This window comes from Halomonas koreensis (assembly GCF_031451675.1).
Classification (GTDB): domain Bacteria; phylum Pseudomonadota; class Gammaproteobacteria; order Pseudomonadales; family Halomonadaceae; genus Halomonas; species Halomonas koreensis.
Genome location: NZ_JARWAK010000009.1, coordinates 75,550 through 96,311 on the forward strand (window position 1 = coordinate 75,550; position 20,762 = coordinate 96,311).

Below are 20,762 nucleotides of genomic sequence, written 5' to 3' on the forward strand. Positions count from 1 at the left end.
GGGCTATGCCGGGCGCTCAGCCTGCCGGCGGGAGGGAACTCGGCGCATAGCCGAAGCGACGGCGGAAGGCGGTAGCGAAGTTGCTGGCGTGTCGATAGCCCGAGAAGTTGGCGGCCTGCTGCACGCTGTGGCCCTGGCGCAGGTAGTCGTGGGCGAGGGTCAGCCGACACTCCCGCAGGTAGTCGAAGACGCTCTGGCCGAAGGCCGCCCGGAACTTGCGCCTCAGGCTGGCGGGGCTCATGGCGGCCAGCTCGGCCAGGTCGGCCAGGCGGTGATCGCCGGCCGGATCCTCGCGCAGCGTGCGGCGCACGCGCTCCAGGCGCTGGCGTTCCTGGGGGGGCAGGCGGGGGGCGGCGGCCGGCTCGTCGAAACGGCCGCCGTGGGCCAGCAGCTGCAGGCTCAGCCCCTCGAGCTGCAGTCGTCGGGCCTCGCCCGGCAGGGGTGTGGACAGGGCCTGCTCGAGGCCTTGGCGCAGCGGCGACGGCAGGCGCCAGGCATGGAGGCTGTCGGCGCCTTCCCCCGGGGCGCTCGCCCCGAGCCGGGCCAGGCAGCTCTCGTCGAGGCTCAGGGTCAGGGCGCGCAGGCGCTGGCCGGCGGGCTGGCAGGCCGCCAGTCCCCGGCCGGCCTGCAGCCGCACGCTCAGCGCCATGCCCGGTGTGAGGCGCAGCGGGCTCTCGTTGCCCAGGGCCACCTCGGCGCGCCCCTCCAGCAGGACGATGATCGACAGCGGCGTGGGGGCCCGCGAGCGGGAATCGTAGCGGTGGAGGATCTCGACGTCCGAGGCGACCAGCTGCATGCCCGGCCGCGGTGCGAACTCGCGCACCACGCCGCGCACCACCGGCGTCTCGTCCTGGGACGAGACGCCCGGCACCCGGTAGTCGAGGCCGTAGCGCCGGCCATAGGCCTGCAGGTCGCGGGGCGTGTGCTGGCGCCGCTCGGCGGTGGGCAGGCTCATCCGACTGCCTTCGCCGCTTTCGCCGCCTTGCCGGCGGGCCGGCATCCCAGCGGGCAGTTGGCGCAGTAGCCCAGCTCGTCGATCAGGTAGCGGATGCAGCACAGCCGGCGCACCCGGGCGGGCTGGTCCGGCGCGGCGGGCGTGACGTAGCGCACCGGCCGATAGAGGGGGTTGCGGCGGCCGTCGGGCAGGCTGCGGCTCTCCATCAGCGCCCGGGCGGGTTCGCCCTGGTCGGCCGAGGCCATGGGATGGGTGTGGATGACGCTGGCGAAGTACTCGAAGTAGTTGCCGGCGTTGCTCCAGAACACCTTGGGCGAGGCGCCGGTGGCCGCGGCCAGGGCCTCGACCAGCGGCGTCAGGTGGCCGTCGAGCAGGGTGGCGAAGCGTGCCGTGGGCTCGAGCTCGGCCAGGGGCTTGCCGGCATGGCGCAGCACCAGCCCGCTGGTCTGCCCCTCGGGGGATTGCCGGAGGTGCAGCTCGTCCAGCCCCAGCGGCAGGTCGCGCTCCAGCAGCAGGTTGGCGATCAGGCCATGGGCCGCCAGGGCGCTGAAGTGCCACTTGGACCACAGCGAGGCCACCGCGCGGCGGTCGCCGTGGCCGTACTGGGCGCCGAAACGGGCGAACAGCGCGTCCAGGTAGGCCGGATCGAGAAGCTCCCGGGCGGGCCGGGCGTCGGGGCCGGGCGTCGCCGAGACCTCGGGAGGCGCCAGGCCTTCCAGGGGGCCGATGTAGAGCGACGACAGCGCTTGGGTCATGGTGCCTCCACCGGGAAGATCGTTGCCGGATGATAGATAAAATGGGAATCGTTATCAAAGTAATCGTGTGCGTCAGGCGGCCGCCTGGAGACGATCCCGGCAGTGCGCGATGGCCTGGGCCACGTAGCGTCCGGCCATGCGCTCGGAGACGCCGAGCCGGCGGCCGATCTCGGCCTGGGTGAGCCCCTCCAGGCGGTGCCAGGTGAGGGCCTGGCGCTGGCGCGGCGGCAGGCCGGCCAGGGCAGCGTCCAGGGCCCGGCGGCACAGGGCGCGGTCGGCGTCGCGCTCCGGGCAGGCCCGGGGGCAGGCCAGGCACAGCTCGGGGTCGTCCAGCGGTTGGCCGGCGGGCCGGGTCCGTCGGCGCCTTTGATGGTCGATGAGCAGGTTGCGGGCGATGCGAAACAGGTAGGCGCGAGGCTGCTCCAGCGCCTCACAGGGGGGCTGCTGGCCGACGCGCAGGAAGACGTCCTGGCAGAGGTCCTCGGCCAGGTGGGGGCAAGGCAGCTGGCGCTTGAGATAGCCGGCGAGGTCGCCGGCATGGCGTCGGAAGAGGGTGTCGAGGTCGGGATGGTCCGTCATGGGGTGGCTCCGTCCGGGATGCGGAGCGCCCCATTATTGTGATAATAAGTCTCATTATCAAATATGATTGCCTGGGCCGTGGAGTACGAGAGTCAACATTGCCGCTCGGGGCTGATCCGTCGACAGGTCTCCGAGGGGGCGCTGTGAACCCTTCCCTGGGCGCTACCGACGCCATCCATGGCGTAGGACCCCCTCTTCGACCTGTCCACGGCGCCCCTCGTCATGCTCCGCTGTATTTCCCTTGGCCCGGGCGAAGCCGGACTAGGCCAGGGCCTCCCGGGACTCGTCGTCGGTCGCCGTCTGCGGGCGGAAGGCGGCGATGGGGTTGATCAGGGTGCCGGCGAACTGGAGGTTCTTCGCCGGGTCGGCCAGGTCGATCATCTGCTGGTGATTGTTGAGCTGCAGCCGGTTCAGGCAGGAACGGGTGAACTCCGGGGCGAAGAGGTCGTGCCGGGCGAACTTCTCGGCGAACTCGGGGTGATCCTGCTGGTAGTCGATGACGCAGCGGGCCACCCGCTCCCAGAACTCGCCCTCGGCGATGTCGCCCTGTTCGACGAGGAGCGGGGCCATGAAGCGCAGGAAGCAGTCGAAGACGTCGGTGAAGATCGACAGCACCTTGAGCGGCTCGGGCACCTCCACGGCGATGCGCGAGATGGCCTCGGGCAGCGCCGCCTCGGTGTTCATGATGCCGATCTCCTCGGCGATGTCCTTCATGATGGCGCGCACCGGCACGCCGTCCTCGAGCTGCAGGATCAGGTTCTCGCCGTGGGGCATGAACACCAGGTCGTAGGCGTAGAAGCAGTGCAGCAGCGGGCGGAAGTAGACCCGCAGGTAGCGGTCCAGCCAGTCGCGGGTGGCGAGCCCCGAGGCCTGGATGAGCCGGGGCAGCAGGGCGCGCTCCTCGGCGTCCACGTGGAGCAGGGCGGCCATGGTCATCAGCCGCTGGCCGTCCTGCTGGTAGCGCACCGGGCTCTCCCGCCACAGGCAGGCCAGCATCTTCTTGTAGGCGCTGTAGCGGTCGAAGGCCGGCTCGATGGCGTCGCGCCGGAAGCCGATGGCCGCCTCCTCGCGCAGCACCGTGAAGCCCTGGGCGCGCAGCTCCGGGTCGCCGTCGACCAGTTGCTTGATCCAGTCGTTGATGGCCGGGGTGGCGCGCATGTAGTTGGGCGAGAGGCCGCGCATGAAGCCCATGTTGAGGATCGACAGGGCCGTCTTCACGTAGCGCCGGCTCGGCTGGCTGACGTTGAACCAGGTGCGGATCGACTGCTGGGCGCGGTACTGATCAAGGCCGTAGCCCAGGCAGACGATGCGGCCCCGGGCCACCTCGGCGGCGAAGGTGATGGCCAGCTTGTGGAACCACTGCCAGGGATGCGCGGGCATCAGCAGGTAGTCCGCGGGGTCGAGGCCGCGGGCCTCGAGCCGGCGGTGGAAGTCTTGGAGCGTCGCCTCGCCCAGCTCGTCGCGCAGCAGGGCCTCGTAGTCCAGGCCCTCGATGGCGCTGAAGTGGGCGTCCTCGCGGTGCACGGCCAGCCACACCAGGGTGATGGGGGCGGCGGCCTCCGGGGCATAGGCGTGGTAGTCCACGGCGTCGAAGCCCATGCGGCCGTTGTTGGCCACGAACACCGGGTGGCCCTCGGTCATGGCGGCCTCCAGGGTCTGGAAGTCGGCGTCGACCAGGCCGTCGGCGTCGGGGCGGGTGCCGGCGAGCTTGTAGGCGCCGCCGAAAAGCGTGCTGGCGACCTCCTCCAGGTAGACCGGCAGCATCTCGTCGCCGATGCCCAGGGGCCGGCGGAACTCGAGGATGAAGCGCTGGGCGTCGAGCTCGGCCGGGGCGCCGTCGACGCGCTTCTCCAGGGAATCGAGGTCGATCACCCAGTGATCCAGCGCCAGGCGCCGGGCGCGGAAGCGGTACTCGGCCGCCTCGTCCGGGGCGGCCAGCCGGTAGTCGCCAGTGCCGGCCGCATCGACGGCGGTTGTTTCGGCATTCAGGGACTCGGGGGCCAGCAGCTTCTCATGGGTGAACTCGGCGATGGCCTTGCGGATCAGCCAGCGGTTGGCCCGGGCCCAGAGTTCGGGCGTGAGGTGGTCGGCGGCCCGGGCCGGGTCGGCGGCCAGGCTCGGATCCAGGCGCGGGTTCTCGGCGCTCACCGCGGCGGCGAAGGCCGCCCGGTCGCAGAAGGCCAGGTGGGCGGTCTTCTCGGGGAGCTCGACCTCGCGGTCGTAGACGAAGCCGACCCGGCGGTTGAGCGGATGGATCTTGCGGTTGTCGACGTCCGGCTCCACCACTACCCGTCGGGTGGCGGCATCCTCGAACATGAAGGCCATGATGGTGGTGATCACCTGGGCGCTGAAGCCGGGCAGCGGCGTCTCGGCCGGGGCCACCAGGAAGTGCATGCCGCGGTCGCCCTCGGCCACCTCGTAATGCTCGCCGATCGGATCGTGGCGCGGGTCGTAGCACTCCACCAGGAAGGCCGGCTCGCCGTCGAACAGCCCCAGGTAGCCCTGGGCATGCTCGCTCTCCTGGAGGTCGCGGTAGAAGGCCTGGACGCGTTCCGGCGAGTGGCCCTGCATGCCCCAGAAACGGGCCCGGGGCGCGCTGACCCAGGCGTGGATCCGCGCCAGGTCCTCGGGCAGCTGCAGCGGGCGCAGGCTGAAGGTGCCCAGCCCCTGGGCGTGGCGGCTGTAGGTGAGGTGGGTGGTCGGGGTCGGTTGGAAGAGGTTCATGGTCAGGTCCTTGCAGAAAGGGGGTCATCAGGCCGCGCCGGGCTCGCCTCCGCCCGGGCCAGCAGCAGGCGATGGGCCAGGGCGCAGAGGGCGAAGCCCAGGGCGGCGACGAGGAAGGGGCTGGCCAGGCCCTGGGCGTCGACCAGGCGGCCGGCGCCCCAGGAGGCGACGAGCACGCCGAGCCCCTGGAAGACGTGGATCTTGCTGAAGTCGCTGGCGTAGCGCGCCGGCGTGCTCAACTGGAAGATGCGCACCTCCAGGCGCACGGTGACGCGGAACAGCGCCCAGCCGAACAGCAGCCGGCCGGCCAGGATGGCGGCGATCTCGCCGCTGGCCTGCAGCAGCAGGCCGGTGAGGCCGATGGCCAACGGCAGGACGATGGCCTCGCCGCCCGGGCGGCGGCCCAGCAGGTCGAGGGCCAGCAGGGCCACGGCCACGCCGCCGGGAATGGCGAAGACCGCGCCGGCCAGCACCTCGCCGGGCAGGCCCGAGGCCAGTTCCCAGTACCGGGCGAAGAAGGGCCGCGCCAGGTAGGCGCTGAAGTAGAACAGCAGCATCACCAGGCCCAGGCGCAGGATGGCGGCGCTGGTGCCCGGGGCCGGCGGGGTGGCGGGGGCCGCGTGGGGCGCCCGGCCGCGCTTGAGCAGCAGCAGGCAGGCCGCCACCTGGAGGGCGTCGCTGACCGCCATCACCCGGAACACCTGGGCCGCCTGCCAGTGCTCCAGCACCAGGCCGCCGATCACGGCGCCGAGGATGCCGCCGGCATGCACCACCACCGACAGCAGCCCGATCAGGCTGGCGTGGCGATCCCGGGGCTCGAAGTGCATCAGGTAGGGGTAGACCAGCAGGTAGCTGGCCTTGGCCACCAGCATGGCCATCGACAGCCCCCAGAACCACGGCAGCGAGGTGACCACCGCGCAGGACAGGCTCAGGCACCCCGCCACTACCTGAGTGCCGATCAGCAGGCGCAGGGTGCCGACCCGGCGCGCCAGGCGCGCCCAGACGGGCAGGGCCAGCATCACCACCAGGCAGCTCATCGCCAGGTAGCCGCCGACGTGGGACGGGTCGACCACGCCGAAGCGCTCGGCGAAGAACTGCGGGTAGAAGGGCAGCAGCATGGCGTCGCTGACCACCGCCACGGCGGTCACGGCCACCAGCCAGGGGGTCGGGCTCATGCGGGCTCCGCGTCCAGGGGTTCGAAGACGGCCTCGCTGGGGGCGCCGAAGCGCTGGTAGGCGATGCGCTCCTCGATGGGGTAGACCTCCTTGCCGGTCAGGGCGCGGATGATGCAGGCGTTGCGGTAGGGGCCCATGCCGAGGTCCGGCGCCACCAGGCTGTGGGTGTGCAGCTCGGCGTTCTGCACGAAGATCTCGCCGCGCCCGCCGTCGATGTCGTAGAAGCGGCCCACGGCGTAGCGCCCGGCGTCGTCGAAGGCGATCCGCGAGGTGATTGGGGCGAGGAAGTCCGGCATGTGGTAGCGGTAGCCGGTGGCCATGATCAGCGCCGGGGTGCGGTGGCGGAAGTGCCGCTCTTGTTCCCTGTGCCACAGGGTCAGCTCGTACTCGCCGCGCGCGGCATCGAAGCGGCAGGTCTCGAGGCTGGTGTTGGTGAGCAGCTCGGAGCGCACCTCGCCGCCGAGCTCCTTGGCGTAGCGCAGCTCGTAGATGGCGTCGATCAGCTCCAGGTTGATGCCCTTGTAGAGGCTTTTCTGCTGCTGCATCAGGGTGTTGCGGGTGGCCTCGGGCAGGGCGTGGAAGTAGTCGATGTAGTCCGGCGAGGTCATCTCCAGGGTCAGCTTGCCGTACTCCAGCGGGAAGAAGCGCGGCGAGCGGGTGATCCAGTCGAGCCGGTAGCCGAAGCGGTCGATGTCGGCGAGCAGGTCGTGGTAGATCTCGGCCGCGCTCTGGCCGCTGCCGACCAGGGTGATGGCCTCCTGGCGCTGCAGCTCGGCCTTGTGCGCCAGGTACTCGCTGGAGTGCAGCGGGCGCGGGTCCAGGTCCCGGCAGCCCTCCGGCAGGAAGGGTGTGGTGCCGGTGCCGAGCACCAGGTGCCGAGCCAGGTGGAGCCGGGCCTCGCCGCTATGGGTATCGCGGCAGCTCACCCGGTAGACGCCCTCGGCCTCATCGAAGTCGACGCGGGTCACCTCGGTGCCGAAGCGGATGGTGTCGAGCTGCTCGACGGCCCACTGGCAGTAGCGGTTGTACTCGTTGCGCAGCAGGAAGAAGTTCTCGCGGATGTAGAAGTTGTAGAGCCGGCCCTGCTGCTTCAGGTAGTTGAGCACGCTGAAGCGGCTGGTGGGGTCGGCCATGGTGACCAGGTCCGACATGAAGGGCGTCTGCAGGGTGGCGTCCTCCAGCAGCATGCCGGGGTGCCAGTCGAAGCCGTCGCGGCGTTCGAGGAAGAGGCCGTCGAGCTCCTCGATGGGGTCGGTCAGGCAGGCCAGGCCCAGGTTGAAGGGGCCGAGGCCGATGGCGATAAAGTCGTGCACTGTCTGTTGCATGATGAGATCTCGTCGGTGTCAGGAAACGGCGGCGCGGGCCTGGGCCTGGGTGTCGCACCAGTCGCGGCCGTGGTGGACGATGCGCTCGAGGATGGCGGTGAGATCCTCGAGCCGGGTGTCCGGGTTGAGCAGGGTGAACTTGAGGTAGCGCTTGCCGTCGACCTTGGTGGCGGCGATCACCGCCTCGCCGCTGCGTGACAGCGCCGTGCGCACGTAGGCGTTGAGGTCGTCGAGCTCGGCCTCGGTGAGGCGCGCCGGGCGGTAGCGGAACACCAGGGTGCTCATGGGCGGGTCGAGCAGCACCTCGAAGTCCGGGTGGCGGGCCAGCTCGCCGTGGGCCTCGCCGGCCAGGTCGATGACCCGCTCGAACATCTCGCCCAGGGCGTCGGCGCCCATGATGCGCAGGGTCAGCCACAGCTTGAGGGCGTCGAAGCGCTTGGTGGTCTGCAGGCTCTTGTTGACCTGGTCCGGGGTGCCGGCCTCGGCCTGGCACAGCGGGTTGAGGTAGTCGGCGTGGTGGGTGACGTGGCGCAGGTCGCAGCGCCGGCGCACCAGGAAGGCGCTGCAGCTCACCGGCTGGAAGAAGGTCTTGTGGTAGTCGACGGTGACCGAGTCGGCGTGCTCGATGCCGGCCAGGCGGTGGCGATAGCGCCGCGAGCACAGCAGGCCCCCGCCGTAGGCGGCGTCCACGTGCAGCCAGATGCCGTGCTCCCGGCACAGCGCGGCGATCTCCTCGAGGGGGTCGATGCTGCCGAAGTCGGTGGTGCCGGCGGTGGCCACCACGGCGATGGGGATCAGGTCCATCGCCAGGCACTCCTCCAGCCGCGCCTTGAGCGCCGCGGGATCCATGCGGTAGCTATCGTCGCAGGCCACCGGCATCACCGCCTGGTAGCCCAGGCCCAGGATCGCCGCCGACTTCTGCAGGCTGAAGTGGCTGACCTCGGAGCCGAGGATGCGCAGCCGGCGATAGTCCGCGGGCAGGCCCGCGTGCTTGTTGCCGCCGTGGCCATCGAGGGCGGCGCCGTGGTGGTCCCGGGCGATCATCAGCGCCATCAGGTTCGACTGGGTGCCGCCGCTGGTGAAGACGCCGTCGGCGTCCTCGCCCAGGCCGATGCGATCCGCCGTCCAGTCGATCAGCGACTGCTCGATGAAGGTGCCGCCGGCGCTCTGGTCGAAGGTGTCCAGCGAGGAGTTGATTGGCGCGAGGATCGCCTCGGCGAGGATGCCGGGCAGCACGATGGGGCAGTTGAGGTGCGCCACGTAACGGGGATGGTGGAAGTAGACGGCGTCGTCCAGGTAGACCCGCTCCAGTTCCTCCAGGGCGGGGCGCAGTTCGCCGAGGGGCGCGTTCAGGTCGATGTCCTTGAAGAGCCCCTCGAGCTCCTCGGGGCGCGCCCCGGTGAAGGGGCGGTCCACGTCGGCCACCTTGCGCCGCACCAGGTCGACGCAGCGCGTCGCCTGCTGCCAGTAGGCCTCGGCGTGGCGGGCATTGAACAGCTGGTCGGTCGCCAGGGGGGCGGGCTCGGTGCCGAGCCTCGGCCCCCGTTCCTCTAGCCGTGATGTCATGGGGCACCTCGTTCGTTCTGCGGTGCCGGACCCGGATGGTCCGGCGACGGAGGCCTCGTGCACACGAGGCGACATCCCTGCGAATAAAAATCTTTATCATTTATGTCGTGCAGGAGGGATGACGCAGCCCCCGGCGGGTTCTGAACCGAAAGAACGAACTTTTTTCTGCAGACCGGCGAGACGCCGTCGCGCCGAGGGAGTGGCGCCTTTTGAGGGAGTAGGAGTGCAGCTTGCTGCGCGGGAAGGGAGGATGTGCCAGGAGCCTTGCGAGAGGGAGAGTGATGTTCCGCCCGTAGGTGCGCAGCTTGCGGCGCGATGGGGGCAGGCAGCTATCGAGAGGGGCCTCGAGGAGGGCGATGCCGCTGGCCTCGGCCAACGGCATTCGCTATCATACGCAGCCGCTGATACGGGCCTATAGCTCAGTTGGTTAGAGCAGGGGACTCATAATCCCTTGGTCGCTGGTTCGAGTCCAGCTGGGCCCACCAGAATTCTCTGACCCGCCGTTGCGGCAGGCTGTCTTCTGAACCGCATCGAGAAATGGGGCCGACCGCCACGGCGGTCGGCCCCATTTCGTTTCGCCGAGGCCGATCTATGCCAGTGCCAGGGGGCGTTCGCTTTCCTCTCGGGCGTCGTTGAGCGCGTACTCCTGCGCTGCGTCATCGAGCGTGAAGCTGCCGACCAGCTCCGCCAGGCGGTCGGCCTGTTCACGCAGCTGCTCGGCGGCGGAGGTGGATTCTTCCGCCAGGGCGGCGTTGTGCTGGGTCATGCGGTCGAGCTCGGCGACGGCGACGTTGACCTGGCCGATGCCGTCGCTCTGCTCGGTGGTGGCTTGGCTGATTTCCCCGAGCATGCTCGCCACGCGGTTCACCACCTCGACGAGCTCGTGCATGGCGCCGCCGGCGTCGCGTACCAGCCGGGTGCCGCCCTGGACCTTCTCGCCGGAGGCCTCGATCAGGCCGCGAATGTCCCGCGAGGCCTCGGCGCTGCGCGTGGCCAGCTGGCGCACCTCGCCGGCGACGACGGCGAAGCCCTTGCCGCTCTCGCCGGCGCGGGCCGCTTCCACCGAGGCGTTGAGCGCCAGCAGGTTGGTCTGGAAGGCGATGTCGTCCATGACCTTGATGATGTCGCCGATCCGTTCGGAGGCCTGCTGGATCTCGCCCATGGTGGTGACCACCTCGCCGACGGTGTCGCCGGTGCCCCGGGCCAGCTCGGCGGCGGACTGCGAGAGCTGGTTGGCCTCCAGCGACGACGCCGAGGTGTTTTCCACGGTGCCGGTGATCTGCTCCATCGAGGCCGAGGTCTGCTGCAGGCTGGAGGCCGCCTGGTCGGTGCGTCGCGACATGTCCTGGCCGCCGCTGGCGATCTCCCGAGCGGCGTGGCGCACGGCCTCGCTGCTGCGCCTGACCTGGGCGAGCACGTCGTGCATCTTGTCCGCGAAGGCGTTGAACTGGATGGCGAGCTCGCTGGCCTCGTCCCTGCCTTGCACGGGCAGCCGCTGGGTCAGGTCGCCGTCGCCCTTGGCGATCTCGCGCATGGCCTCCGCGGTGCGTCGAATGGGGCGGAAGAGGGCGCGCAGCAGCCACGCCAGGACCGCCAGGCTCGCCAGCAGGATCAATGCCACGATCAGCATCACCCACAGCACCGCCCGGTTGAGATCGGCGAACAATTCGCCGCGCGGGATGCGGGCGAAGGCGAGCCAGTCGGTGCCGGGCACCTCGATGGCGGCGACCAGCTGCTCGGCGCCGTCGGGGGTGGTGAGGGTGGTGTCGCGATAGCCGTCCCCGGCCAGCAGCGCGTCGGCCTGGCTCTCCCAGCCGGGCAGTTCCGCGATCGGCCGCCCGGCCATCGAGGCGCCCTCGGGGTGGACGCTGATGCGGCCGTCCCGGTTGGCCAGGAAGACCGCGCCCGTCTCGCCGAGCCGGTAGTCGGCGATCGTCTCGACCATGGTGTCGAGGGTATAGCCGACCCCGGCGACCCCGACGCGCTCGCCGTCGAGCTCCACGGCGTGGTTGATGAAGACCTTCAGCTCGCCGCCCTCGGAATCCATGTCCAGGGTGTAGTCGGGACCGTCGGCGTCGTCGACCACGTCGTAGAACCAGCGGTCCGCCTGGCGGTCCAGGGTCCGCTCGATGCCGTTCGCCGTGTAGTAGTGGCCGCTGAGGGCCGACACGTAGAAGACGGTGTTGGCGCCGGTGCGTTGCTGTAGGCGCTCGAGGTAGGCCACGGCGCGCTCGCTGTCCGCCGGCGTCTCTCCCCGGGCCAGCCAGTCGAGCAGGTAGCCGTTGTGGGCCAGGTCCTGGGCGGTGGTGATCGGCCCGGTCAGAGTGGCCTGGATGTCGTTGCGAATGCTCTCGAGGGTGGCCGGTAGCTCGCCGTCGGTGACCCGATCGGTGATCAGGTCGCTGAATAGCCGGTACTGCACGGCCGAGGCCACGCCGACGATCAGGATCATGCAGAGGCTGATGCCGATCATCAGCTTCCGGGCGATAGTGAGATGCTTCATGGTTTTCCCCTGGCTCGCGCCCTCTCGGGGCGCCTGCTCTTTTGTTGACTGCTTGGTCAGCTTTTTATCGGCGGGCCGGGGAAAATCTGTAGGGGGCGAGCGGGAAAACCGGGGAAGCCCGAGGTTCCGCCATCCTGTGGAGCAGGGCTCCGCGCGATGGAGCGTTGACCGGCCTTCGGCAGCGTCCCCTCGACTCGACTACAGTATATTAGCCTATGAACTTCCCTTAGGGTCGATCGGGGGGAACCCGGCCTCATGAGCGAGGAATGCCGAGGTAAGTGCTTACTGTGTCTTTCGTTGGCCGCCTGCCTGGTGACCCCGCCGAGCCTCGCCGCCGATCGCGGCACGAACTTCACCTGGCTGGATCCGGGGCTGAAAGAGATCCGGGATCGGCTGCCCGATCCCGAGTCGGTACGCTTCCACGACCTCTACTTCCATAGCGGCACGGGGCTGTTGCCCTACATCTGCGGCGAAGTCGTCTACCGAGATGCCCCGGGCGAGGCGTTCCGCCGACAGAGGTTCGTCTCCTATGGGGAACCCCATATGGTCTTCCTGGAGGACGAGGTTGGCAGCTTCGCGTCCATCTGGGGGGCCGTCTGCCATTGAGATAGGGCTCGCCGACCCGTGGTGGGGCCGCGCTGATTCGCGTCGGAGCCGCTCCCTTCGCCGACGGTGCCTGCGGCTACTTGCAAGCTGCGCTCCCACGACATCACCGCCTTCACGCCGAGCGGCGGTGATCCCTTGCGGCCCTCAGCCCAGCCCGGCCAGCACCACCACCACGCCATAGGCGGCGACCCCGGCGGCCACCGGCCAGCCCAGCGAGCGGGTGCGGCGCCACACCAGCAGGGTGGCGAGCACGCCGATGGCCGTGGCGGCCCAGGCGAGGGCGTCGGGGTCGCGCGGCACCAGCGAGACGCCGAGCACCGCGGCGATCATCATCGGGCCGAGCAGGACGAGCCAGCGGGGCATGGCCTCGACGCCGTCCTTGCCGTGGAGTCGCGCCAGGCGGCGTTGCATCCACAGCAGCGGGACCACCCGCAGCAGCAGGGTGCCTAGGGCCGAGGCCAGCACGGCCAGCCAGAGAGCGCTACTCATCGTCGCCTCCTTGTCGGGGTGTCGGGACCCTCACCGCATAGAAGCACAGCGCCCCACAGGCGGCGGCCACCGGGATGCCGAGGTTGGCATGGCCGGCCAGGGTGCAGAGCATCGCCACCCCGATGCTGACAGCCAGCGCCAGGCTCCAGCGCCGCGAGGTGAAGCGCGGGGCCAGCAGCGCCAGGAACAGCGCCGGCAGGGCGAAGGGCAGGACCTGGCCGAGCAGCGGCCAGCGGCTCACCAGCCAGTCGCCGGCCACGGCGCCGAGCAGGGTGCCGGCCACCCAGCTCACCCAGGCCAGCCCGGCCGCGCCGGTGAACCAGCCGGGGCGCTGGGCCTCGGGAAGCTGCGGCAGGCGATGGAGGGCCACGGCGAAGACCTGGTCGGTCAGGCCGTGCATCAACCAGGGCCAGCGGCGGCTCTGGCCCAGCATCGGCGCCAGGTTGGGGGCATAGACCACGTGGCGGACGTTGATCAGCAGCGTCATGGCGACCACCAGCCACAGCGGCGCCCCGCCGGCGACCATGCCCACGAACAGGAACTGCGAGGCCCCGGCGTAGATCAACAGCGAGATCAGCGTCGCTTCCCAGGGACCGAAGCCCGACTGGACGGCGATCAGCCCGAACGAGACCGCCACCGGCACATAGCCGCCGAGCAGCGGGATGGCCTCGCGCATGCCGGTCAGCCAGGGGCGGGCAAGCGTCGAGGTGGCCTGCAGGCTCATGGCGCGGCGCCCCCCTCGGCGTAGACGATGGTCATCAGCAGCGTCGCCCAGTGCTCGCCGGTGCGATAGCGGTGGGGGCGGTCGGCCGGGAAGGCCAGGCTGTCGCCGGCCTGCAGCCGGGTGATCTCGCCCTCGGGGCCCGCCTCCAGCCGGCCGCTGATCACGGTGAGCGATTCCCGCGCGCCGGGGGTGTGAGCCTCGGCGAGCCGGGTGGTGTGGGGCGCGCAGCGCATCCAGTAGGCATCCACCTGGGGCGTCTCGCGGCCCTGGTCGATCAGCCTTACCTGGACGCCGTCCTCGCCCAGCGGCTCGCCGATCGGCGCCACCAGGGTGCCGAAGGGCACCTCCAGCTGCACCGCCAGCCGCCAGATGGTGTCCAGCGTCGGGTTGCCGTTGCCCTGCTCGAGGCGCGACAGGTTCGACTTGGCGAGGCCGGCGGCCGAGGCCAGCTGCGACAGCGACAGTCCCTTTTCCTGGCGCAGTCGCTGCAGGTGCTGGCCCAGGGTGGCGAGGGCGAGGTGGTCCATGGCGTCTCCCGAAACACAACCCGAATTTGTTCGATATAGAGAACGTTCTATAAAAGGAACGTCAGCCTGTCAAGGGCCGAGGAAGAAGGAAGAGGGAAGATGGAAGAGAGAAGAGGGAAGAGGGAAGAGGGAAGAGGGAAGAGGCACGCTGCGTGAGGCGAGCAGGGCATGGCGGCCCGGCCGTCGCGGCGGCCGGGCCGGGGGAGCTCAGTCGCGTCCGGTGTCCGGGGCGTCGGCGTGGCAGGCCGCGGCGGTGAACAGCACGTCGGTGGAGGAGTTGAGCGCGGTCTCGGTGGCATCCTGCACCACGCTGATCACGAAGCCGATCGCCACCACCTGCATGGCGACGTCGGCGGAGATGCCGAACAGGCTGGCGGCCATGGGGATCAGCAGCAGCGAGCCGCCGGCCACGCCGGAGACGCCGCAGGCGGCCAGCGCCGAGACGATACACAGCAGCAGGGCGGTGGCGAAGTCGACATCGATGCCCAGGGTATGGGCCGCGGCCAGGGTGGTCACGGTGATGGTGATGGCCGCGCCGCACATGTTGATGGTGGCGCCCAGCGGGATCGAGACCGAATAGGTATCGGCGTGCAGGTCGAGGCGTCGGCACAGCTCCAGGTTGACCGGGATGTTGGCCGCCGAGCTGCGGGTGAAGAAGGCGGTGATGGCGCTGCCCCGCAGGCAGGTGAAGACCAGCGGGTAGGGGTTGCGGCGCGTCTTGAGGAAGACAAGCAGCGGGTTGGTCACCAGGCCGACGAACAGCATGCAGCCGACGATCACCAGCAGCAGGTGGCCGTAGTCGAGCAGCGCGCCCAGCCCTTTCTCGGCCAGGGTGCTGGCCACCAGGCCGAGGATCCCCAGCGGCGCCAGGCGGATCACCAGCTTGACGACCCCGGAGACGGCGTCGGCCAGGTCGTTGAGCATGGTGCGCGTTGTGTCCGCGGATTGGCGCAGGACCAGCCCCAGGCCGATGGCCCAGGCCAGGATGGCGATGAAGTTGGCCTCCATCAGCGCGGTGACCGGGTTCTCGACGGCGCTGAGCAGCAGGTGGCGCAGGATCTGGACGACATCCCCCGGGGGCGCCCCCTCGGCGGCCGGCGTCTCCAGGGCCAGCTGGGTGGGGAAGGCGTAGCTGGCGGCCACGGCCACCAGGGCCGCGATCAGGGTGCCGGCGAGATACAGGACCAGCACCGCGCGGATGTGGGTGGGCTGGCCGCGGCGGTGGTTGGCGATCGCCGCCGCCACCAGCACGAAGACCAGGATCGGGGCCACGGCCTTCAGGGCGGAGACGAACAGTTGGCCGAGCAGGCCGGCGGAGCGGGCCAGCTCCGGGGCGAGTCCGGCGAGCAGGATGCCGGCGACGATGCCCAGGGCGATCTGGGTCACCAGGCCCAGGCGCCGCAGCGGGCGGCCCAGGGTGTTGAGGGTTGTGATCATGGGGCGGTACTCGGGAGTCACGGGATGCGGTGGTCGGTCGAGGGCCGGATGGCGAAACCCGCCACGTCGCCGGCCTCCGCGCGGCGGGTGTCGGCGGAGGCGACGCGTGTCGGGATCGGGCATGCCCGGCGAGCGCCGGCATTCTACCATCGTCGCATAAGGCCAGGGGTTAAGACTTTCGTGGCTCTTGAAGGCAGGGGGAAATGATGTGTCAGGACGGTTTCTCAGGAGAAACTTATGGCATCGTCATCCCGCGCGGTAATGCCGGTAGGCGTCGGCATGATAGTCCAGGGCGGCCTCGGGGCCGCAGGCCAGGCAGCGGCAGCGATTCTGGTCGAAGTCGGGGTGAAAGCGCGTCCAGCCGTGGCGGTCGCGGCTGACCTCGTTGTTGCCGCAGGAGCAGAGCAGGATCCAGGTCTCGCCGGGCCCGGGCGAGAAGAGGATGCGCTGTTCGGTGGTGGTGTCCAGGGGTAATGGCATGGCGTTGCTATTCGTTATGGGTGTCGCGCGACGCTGACATCGGACGTCGCGGGTCCGATGGACCGTGCGGGCCCCGGTGGGGGACGCCAGTATAAAACATTCGTTTTATGGCCGTCGCGGTACCTGGGCCGCCGGAGCGCCGGGCCCGCTAAGCGGGCCATGATCCTAGCGATCCGTGGACGGCGGGGCCATGGCGGGCCCATGCATTCTGGCGATTCTATTGATAGCCATACGCTATCGAGGCGGGCGGCGGCCCGGTTCAGCCGGGGCGGGGCCCCAGCAGGATGAGCGCGGCGCCGGCCAGGCAGAGGCCGGCGCCGGCGAGATCCCAGCGGTCGGGGAGGCGCTGTTCCACCGCCCAGAGCCAGCCCAGGGAGGCGACGATGTAGACGCCGCCGTAGGCGGCATAGGCGCGGCCGGCGTAGTCGGCGGCGGACAGGCTGAGCAGCCAGGCGAACAGCGCCAGGCTGGCCAGGCCGGGCACCAGCCACAGCGCCGAGGCGCCCAGCCGCCACCAGGCCCAGACGCTGAAGCAGCCGGCGATCTCGGCCAGGGCGGCGGCGATGTAGAGCATCAGGGTCGGCATGGCCGTCTCCCGAGGGTCACGCCGTGACGCGGGCCTCCACGGCCTCCAGGAAACCGTGCATGTCGACCACCGTCTCGCCGGCCGGGTCGGTGGTCTTGCCCTTGAGGTCGCCGGTGACGATGCCGTCGCCGATGGTGTCGATCAGCGCCGCCTTGAGGCGCACGGCGTAGTCGGCCAGCGCCGCGTTGTCCTCGCGCTCGGCCAGGGTCTCCAGGGCGTTGCCCACCGCGTAGATCAGCGCCGAGGAGTTGAAGTGCGCCTCGCGGCCGTCGCTCTCCAGGTACTTGAGGTAGAGGTCGTGGGCGGTGCCGTGGGGCGCCTCGAACAGCATGGTGCCGTTCTTGCTCTCGATGATCGAGCTGGCGGTGGCCAGGCTGCCGCCGAGGGCCGCGGAGATGTCGGAGAAGATGTCGCCGTCCAGGTTCTGCGCCGGGTAGAGGGCGTTGCGGGGCGGGTCGGTGATCATCTTGATCAGCTGGCTGGAGGGTCGCATGATCATGAACGACGGCGGCGGGGTGTCGGCCTTGGCCAGCTCGCGGCGGGCCTCGGTGATGACGTCGCTGAACACCTCGTCGTATTCCATGTACTCGCGCTTGAGGCCGAAGTAGACCTCCTTGTCCTTGCGCGAGGCGTCGCGGAAGACCTGCAGCACCCAGTCCTTGATGGCGGCGCGGTCGTTGGACATCAGCAGGATGGGATCGCCCTTCCGGACCCGGCGGGCGTGCTTCTCCTCGCCGTCGACGATCACCTTGAGGATGCCGTCCTCCTCGGCGGGGGCGTTGAAGCTGCCGTACTGGTCGCCGCCGCCGGCGCTCATGCGCGAGATGGAAACCTGGGCCTTGCGCGCGGGGATGCCGTAGCGCTTGAGCTGTTCCACCAGCTTGTAGAGCTTGCGGCCGGTATTGTTGTCGGGCACGCCCCACAGCGCCCGCTCGGGCGGGTTGGCGACGAGTCGCGCGGCCTGGGCGTCGATCAGCTCGTAGTGGTAGGCCAGGCCCAGCGCCTCGGCCTTGGCCTGATAGTGCTCGCGGTAGATGTCCTCGATGGCGGCGCGCATCACGCCGTCGTAGCCGGCGATCACGGTGTCCTTGAGGCCCAGATAGATGTCGCGCTTCTCGTCGATGGCGCGCTGGAAGAAGCGGTGGGCCCAGGCCTTGACGTCTTCCAGGTCGTTGGTGGCCAGCAGCCAGGGGTCGCCCTTGTTGACCTCGCGGCGGTGCAGCTCCACCGGGTCGCCGCTGGCGCCGACGAACATCAGCTTGACCACGCCGGTGGCGTCGGACAGGGCGTTGGCGCTGTCCTTGGAGCCGCCGTGCTCCATGGTCTCGACCTCGATGTCGCGGCCGATCCAGTCGGGCCGTTCGACCTGCAGGTTGCGGAACTCGATGTCCTCGCGGGTGATGTTGCCGCCGATGCCCTTGCGGATCGCCCCGTTGGGCGACTTGGTGGCCAGCGGGTGCAGGGCGGCGGGATCCAGCTCCGGGTGCTTGGCCAGCAGGGCGTCGCGCTGCTCGCGGTTGACCGTCATGCCGGCGTTCTTGATGCCCACGCCGTGGCGGTTGAGCGCCTCGATGGCATCGAGCACCGCCTGGCCGTTGGTGATCAGGCGATTCTCCGCGGTCAGGTCGATCTCGACCAGGTCGATGGCCAGCCGCGAGGTCACGAACTTGTCGAGGATCTTCTCGAACGCGACCTGGGCCATCTCGTCGCCGTGCAGGATGACCAGAGGGGATGTCACCTGGATCTTGTTGCTCATCACTCTTCCCGTTTGCGCTAGTGGTATGCGACGCGTCGCCGTGTCGCGGGATCGCCGCGTCGGGCGTGGCGGCGTCGACGGCGTGCCCGGGCGGGCGCCCGGCAGCGAGTCCGTCAGGACATGTCGCTCATTTTACACGGAATGGCGTCGTCCGTGGCGGGCGCATGGGCCCGCACACGCCGGGCCAGGTCGCTGACATGGGCCTCCCGGACGCCGAGCTCGGCCAGCGCGGCCTCGAGGTTGAGCAGGTAGTCCCGGTTGGGGCCGCTGGGGCCGTGGGCCTCGGCGATCTGGCGGGCCATGGCGGCGGGGGCGGCCCCGCCCAGGAAGGCGGCGTTGTCTTCGGTGGCGATGTAGGTCAGTCCCCGGGCGGTCGCGCCGTCCTCGAAGAACAGGGTCGTGACCTCGCGCAGGTAACCGTTCTTCTCGCGCACGTCCAGGGGGGCCAGGGTCTCGGGGGCGATGCGATAGGCCATGCCGTGGCAGACGGCGTCCGCCTCGGCGACCAGGGTGGCCACCCGCCCCGGCGCCTCGGGGGTGCCGCGGTGATCGTGGGAGCCTTGCCAGAAGCGTCGTGTCCAGCCGCGGATGTGCGCCGGGCGGCGCGCCAGGTAGGGGAAGCCCGCCTTCCAGATCAGCGAGCCGTAGCCGAACAGCCAGATGGCCTGTTCGTCGTCGGGGCAGTGGCGCCGTGCGTTGAGGGCGGTGGTGTCCAGGACCATGGGCAGGCGGCTCCGGGGGTGATGGGCGATCGGCCGCCCATGATGGGGGCGGGCGACTGGGCTGTCGACCGCGGGTCTCAAGTGGGTACATTTGGACTCGTGTTTGTGTACAAAAAACGATGGCGTAAGATGGGCGGCTCGAACGTCAATGCGGCCGTGCAGCGGCCCCGAGGAGAAACCATGAGCTTTACCGTCTACCTGTCCGGCGAGATCCATACCGACTGGCGCGAGGAGATCCAGCGCGGCGCCGAGGCCGCCGGCCTGGACGTCGTCTTCACCGCCCCGGTCACCGACCATGACGCCAGCGATGCCGCCGGCGACCACCTCGGCCCGGCCTGCGAGGGCTTCTGGCGCGACCACAAGTCGTCCAAGGTCAACGGCATCCGCACCAAGACCCTGATCGAGCAGAGCGACCTGGTGGTGGTGCGCTTCGGCGACAAGTACAAGCAGTGGAACGCCGCCTTCGATGCCGGCTACTGCGCGGCCCTGGGCAAGCCCTACGTGACCCTGCACGGCGAGGAGATCGTCCACCCGCTCAAGGAGGTCGACGCCGCCGCCATGGCCTGGGCGACCACCCCGGCCCAGGTGGTGGAGATCCTGCGCTACGTGCTGCGCGCCTGATCCTGCGCCGGGGCCGGTGTCCGCCGGCCCCGCCGGGCTCGAGCGATCGTCGCGAGCCCCCGCCCCGCGCGTCCATCGGCTGCGATCGGTCGCGGCGAAAGGCGCGCTATATTAGCGACATGGATGACTGCTAAGCTCACTCGAGTCCGACAACTCTCTGATTCGAGGAGCTTCCCCGCCATGACCGTGATGATGCTCGGCCTTGTGATCTTCCTCGGTGTGCATTCCGTGCGCATCGTCGCCGACGACTGGCGCAGCGCGCGCATCGCCCAATGGGGCGAGTGGCGCTGGAAGGCCCTCTACGGCCTGGCCTCGCTGATCGGCCTGGCGCTGGCGATCTGGGGCTTCGGCCAGATGCGCCTCTCGCCCGTCCAGCTCTGGGTGCCGCCGGTGGCCCTGCGCCACCTGGTGGCGCTGCTGATGATCCCGGCCTTCGTCCTGGTGGTGGCGGCCTATGTCCCCCGCAACCATCTCAAGGCCCGCCTGGGGCACCCGATGATCCTGGGCGTGAAGCTGTGGGCCTTCTCGCACCTGCTGGCCAACGGCCGGCTCGGCGACGTCGTCTTCTTCGGCGCCTTCCTGGCCTGGGCGATCCTCGACTTCCGCGCCGCCCGGCGTCGCCCCGCGCCCGCCCCGGCCGCCCCGACCCCGGGCGCCACCCTCGCCACCCTGGTCATCGGCGTGCTCGCCTACGCGGCCTTCGCCTTCTGGCTGCATGCGCCGTTGATCGGTGTGCCGGTGATGTGAGGGCGCGGCGACATGGAGGCGCTATGGATGTGGCCGGCCACCGGGTTCGGCCTGGGGCTCTCGCCGCTGGCCTCCGGCACCGTCGGATCGCTGCTCGGCGTGCCGCTGGCCTGGTGGCTGCTGGGACGCTCGCGCCGTTGGCAGCTCGGGCTGGTCGCGATCCTGCTGGTGGCGGCCATGCCGCTGTGCCAGCTGGCCTCGGACACCCTGGGCGGCAAGGACGACGGGCGCATCGTCGCCGACGAGATCGTCGCCTTGCCGCTGACGGTGCTCGGCCAGGCGGCGGCGCGCCAGCCCCTGGCGATGGCCGGGGCCTTCGTCGCCTACCGGGTGCTGGACGCCACCAAGCCGCCGCCGGTGGCCCAGGTGGAGGCCGTCGCCGGCGGGGTGGGCATCGTGCTCGACGATGCGGTGGCCGCGCTCTATGCCTGGGCGCTGGTGGCCGGCGGCCTGGCGCTGTGGCGCCGCCGGCGCGGCGCCTGAGT

20 protein-coding genes and 1 tRNA gene are annotated in these 20,762 nt (G+C 70.2%); 5 read left to right on the forward strand and 16 right to left on the reverse strand.

From position 1 onward, the window contains the following. Window positions 1–16: 16 nt before the first annotated feature. The 7 genes from QC818_RS11430 to QC818_RS11460 all read right to left on the reverse strand — a co-directional run bounded on the left by QC818_RS11430 (window position 17) and on the right by QC818_RS11460 (window position 9,079). Window positions 17–955 carry a helix-turn-helix transcriptional regulator gene (locus QC818_RS11430; RefSeq protein ID WP_309652991.1) on the reverse strand — a complete coding sequence of 313 codons (939 nt, stop codon included), beginning with the start codon at window positions 953–955 and terminating at the stop codon, window positions 17–19. Further along, window positions 952–1,710 (reverse strand): siderophore-iron reductase FhuF, encoded by a 759-nt coding sequence (gene fhuF / locus QC818_RS11435; protein WP_309652992.1) that lies wholly within the window; start codon window positions 1,708–1,710, stop codon window positions 952–954. The genes QC818_RS11430 and fhuF overlap by 4 nt, the downstream gene beginning before the upstream one ends. Before the next feature lie 72 nt (window positions 1,711–1,782). Next, on the reverse strand, window positions 1,783–2,289 hold the full coding sequence (locus QC818_RS11440; protein ID WP_309652993.1) for an RNA polymerase sigma factor: 507 nt from the start codon (window positions 2,287–2,289) through the stop codon (window positions 1,783–1,785). Window positions 2,290–2,550: 261 nt separating this feature from the next. Then, complete coding sequence (locus QC818_RS11445; protein ID WP_309652994.1) at window positions 2,551–5,013, reverse strand: GNAT family N-acetyltransferase; 2,463 nt, start codon at window positions 5,011–5,013, stop codon at window positions 2,551–2,553. A 2-nt stretch (window positions 5,014–5,015) separates the two neighbouring features. Next, complete coding sequence (locus QC818_RS11450; RefSeq protein ID WP_309652995.1) at window positions 5,016–6,188, reverse strand: MFS transporter; 1,173 nt, start codon at window positions 6,186–6,188, stop codon at window positions 5,016–5,018. Further along, window positions 6,185–7,513 carry a lysine N(6)-hydroxylase/L-ornithine N(5)-oxygenase family protein gene (locus tag QC818_RS11455; protein ID WP_309652996.1) on the reverse strand — a complete coding sequence of 443 codons (1,329 nt, stop codon included), beginning with the start codon at window positions 7,511–7,513 and terminating at the stop codon, window positions 6,185–6,187. The genes QC818_RS11450 and QC818_RS11455 overlap by 4 nt, the downstream gene beginning before the upstream one ends. A gap of 18 nt (window positions 7,514–7,531) precedes the next feature. Further along, the gene (locus tag QC818_RS11460) at window positions 7,532–9,079 is read right to left on the reverse strand and encodes a pyridoxal phosphate-dependent decarboxylase family protein (RefSeq protein WP_309652997.1); all 1,548 of its coding nucleotides are present in this window, start codon (window positions 9,077–9,079) and stop codon (window positions 7,532–7,534) included. Window positions 9,080–9,487: 408 nt separating this feature from the next. On the opposite strand from QC818_RS11460, the gene QC818_RS11465 reads away from it, so the two are divergent. Further along, a tRNA-Ile gene (locus QC818_RS11465) sits at window positions 9,488–9,564 on the forward strand. Between the two features lie 104 nt (window positions 9,565–9,668). On the opposite strand, the gene QC818_RS11470 is transcribed toward QC818_RS11465, so the two are convergent. After that, on the reverse strand, window positions 9,669–11,582 hold the full coding sequence (locus QC818_RS11470; RefSeq protein ID WP_309652998.1) for a methyl-accepting chemotaxis protein: 1,914 nt from the start codon (window positions 11,580–11,582) through the stop codon (window positions 9,669–9,671). 297 nt (window positions 11,583–11,879) lie between these two features. Between QC818_RS11470 and QC818_RS11475 the strand changes: the two genes are divergently transcribed. Then, a complete protein-coding gene (locus tag QC818_RS11475; RefSeq protein ID WP_309652999.1) occupies window positions 11,880–12,188 on the forward strand; it encodes a hypothetical protein in 309 nt (102 codons plus the stop codon). A 144-nt stretch (window positions 12,189–12,332) separates the two neighbouring features. Here QC818_RS11475 and QC818_RS11480 read toward each other — a convergent pair whose 3' ends face one another. From QC818_RS11480 to QC818_RS11515, 8 genes are all read right to left on the reverse strand, one after another. Beyond that, complete coding sequence (locus QC818_RS11480; protein ID WP_309653000.1) at window positions 12,333–12,677, reverse strand: AzlD domain-containing protein; 345 nt, start codon at window positions 12,675–12,677, stop codon at window positions 12,333–12,335. Next, entirely contained in the window at window positions 12,670–13,401 is a 732-nt protein-coding gene (locus QC818_RS11485) for an AzlC family ABC transporter permease (protein WP_309653001.1), read from the reverse strand. The genes QC818_RS11480 and QC818_RS11485 overlap by 8 nt, the downstream gene beginning before the upstream one ends. Next, window positions 13,398–13,928: a helix-turn-helix domain-containing protein gene (locus QC818_RS11490; RefSeq protein ID WP_309653002.1), complete on the reverse strand. Its 531-nt coding sequence runs from the start codon at window positions 13,926–13,928 to the stop codon at window positions 13,398–13,400. Before QC818_RS11490 ends, QC818_RS11485 begins: the two co-directional genes overlap by 4 nt. 207 nt (window positions 13,929–14,135) lie before the next feature. After that, window positions 14,136–15,365, reverse strand: coding sequence for a serine/threonine transporter SstT (gene sstT, locus QC818_RS11495; protein ID WP_309653003.1), 1,230 nt, complete (start codon window positions 15,363–15,365; stop codon window positions 14,136–14,138). Window positions 15,366–15,611: 246 nt separating this feature from the next. Next, window positions 15,612–15,845 (reverse strand): hypothetical protein, encoded by a 234-nt coding sequence (locus QC818_RS11500; RefSeq protein WP_309653004.1) that lies wholly within the window; start codon window positions 15,843–15,845, stop codon window positions 15,612–15,614. 259 nt (window positions 15,846–16,104) lie between these two features. After that, entirely contained in the window at window positions 16,105–16,431 is a 327-nt protein-coding gene (locus QC818_RS11505; protein ID WP_309653005.1) for a YnfA family protein, read from the reverse strand. A 16-nt stretch (window positions 16,432–16,447) separates the two neighbouring features. Then, window positions 16,448–18,187 (reverse strand): isocitrate/isopropylmalate family dehydrogenase, encoded by a 1,740-nt coding sequence (locus tag QC818_RS11510; RefSeq protein ID WP_309653006.1) that lies wholly within the window; start codon window positions 18,185–18,187, stop codon window positions 16,448–16,450. A gap of 113 nt (window positions 18,188–18,300) precedes the next feature. Further along, on the reverse strand, window positions 18,301–18,909 hold the full coding sequence (locus tag QC818_RS11515; protein ID WP_309653007.1) for a gamma-glutamylcyclotransferase: 609 nt from the start codon (window positions 18,907–18,909) through the stop codon (window positions 18,301–18,303). Window positions 18,910–19,089: 180 nt separating this feature from the next. Between QC818_RS11515 and QC818_RS11520 the strand changes: the two genes are divergently transcribed. From QC818_RS11520 to QC818_RS11530, 3 genes are all read left to right on the forward strand, one after another. Next, window positions 19,090–19,530, forward strand: coding sequence for a YtoQ family protein (locus QC818_RS11520; protein WP_309653008.1), 441 nt, complete (start codon window positions 19,090–19,092; stop codon window positions 19,528–19,530). A gap of 180 nt (window positions 19,531–19,710) precedes the next feature. Further along, window positions 19,711–20,277 carry an NnrU family protein gene (locus QC818_RS11525; protein WP_309653009.1) on the forward strand — a complete coding sequence of 189 codons (567 nt, stop codon included), beginning with the start codon at window positions 19,711–19,713 and terminating at the stop codon, window positions 20,275–20,277. A gap of 27 nt (window positions 20,278–20,304) precedes the next feature. Then, entirely contained in the window at window positions 20,305–20,760 is a 456-nt protein-coding gene (locus QC818_RS11530) for a phosphatidylglycerophosphatase A family protein (protein ID WP_309653010.1), read from the forward strand. Window positions 20,761–20,762 lie beyond the last annotated feature (2 nt).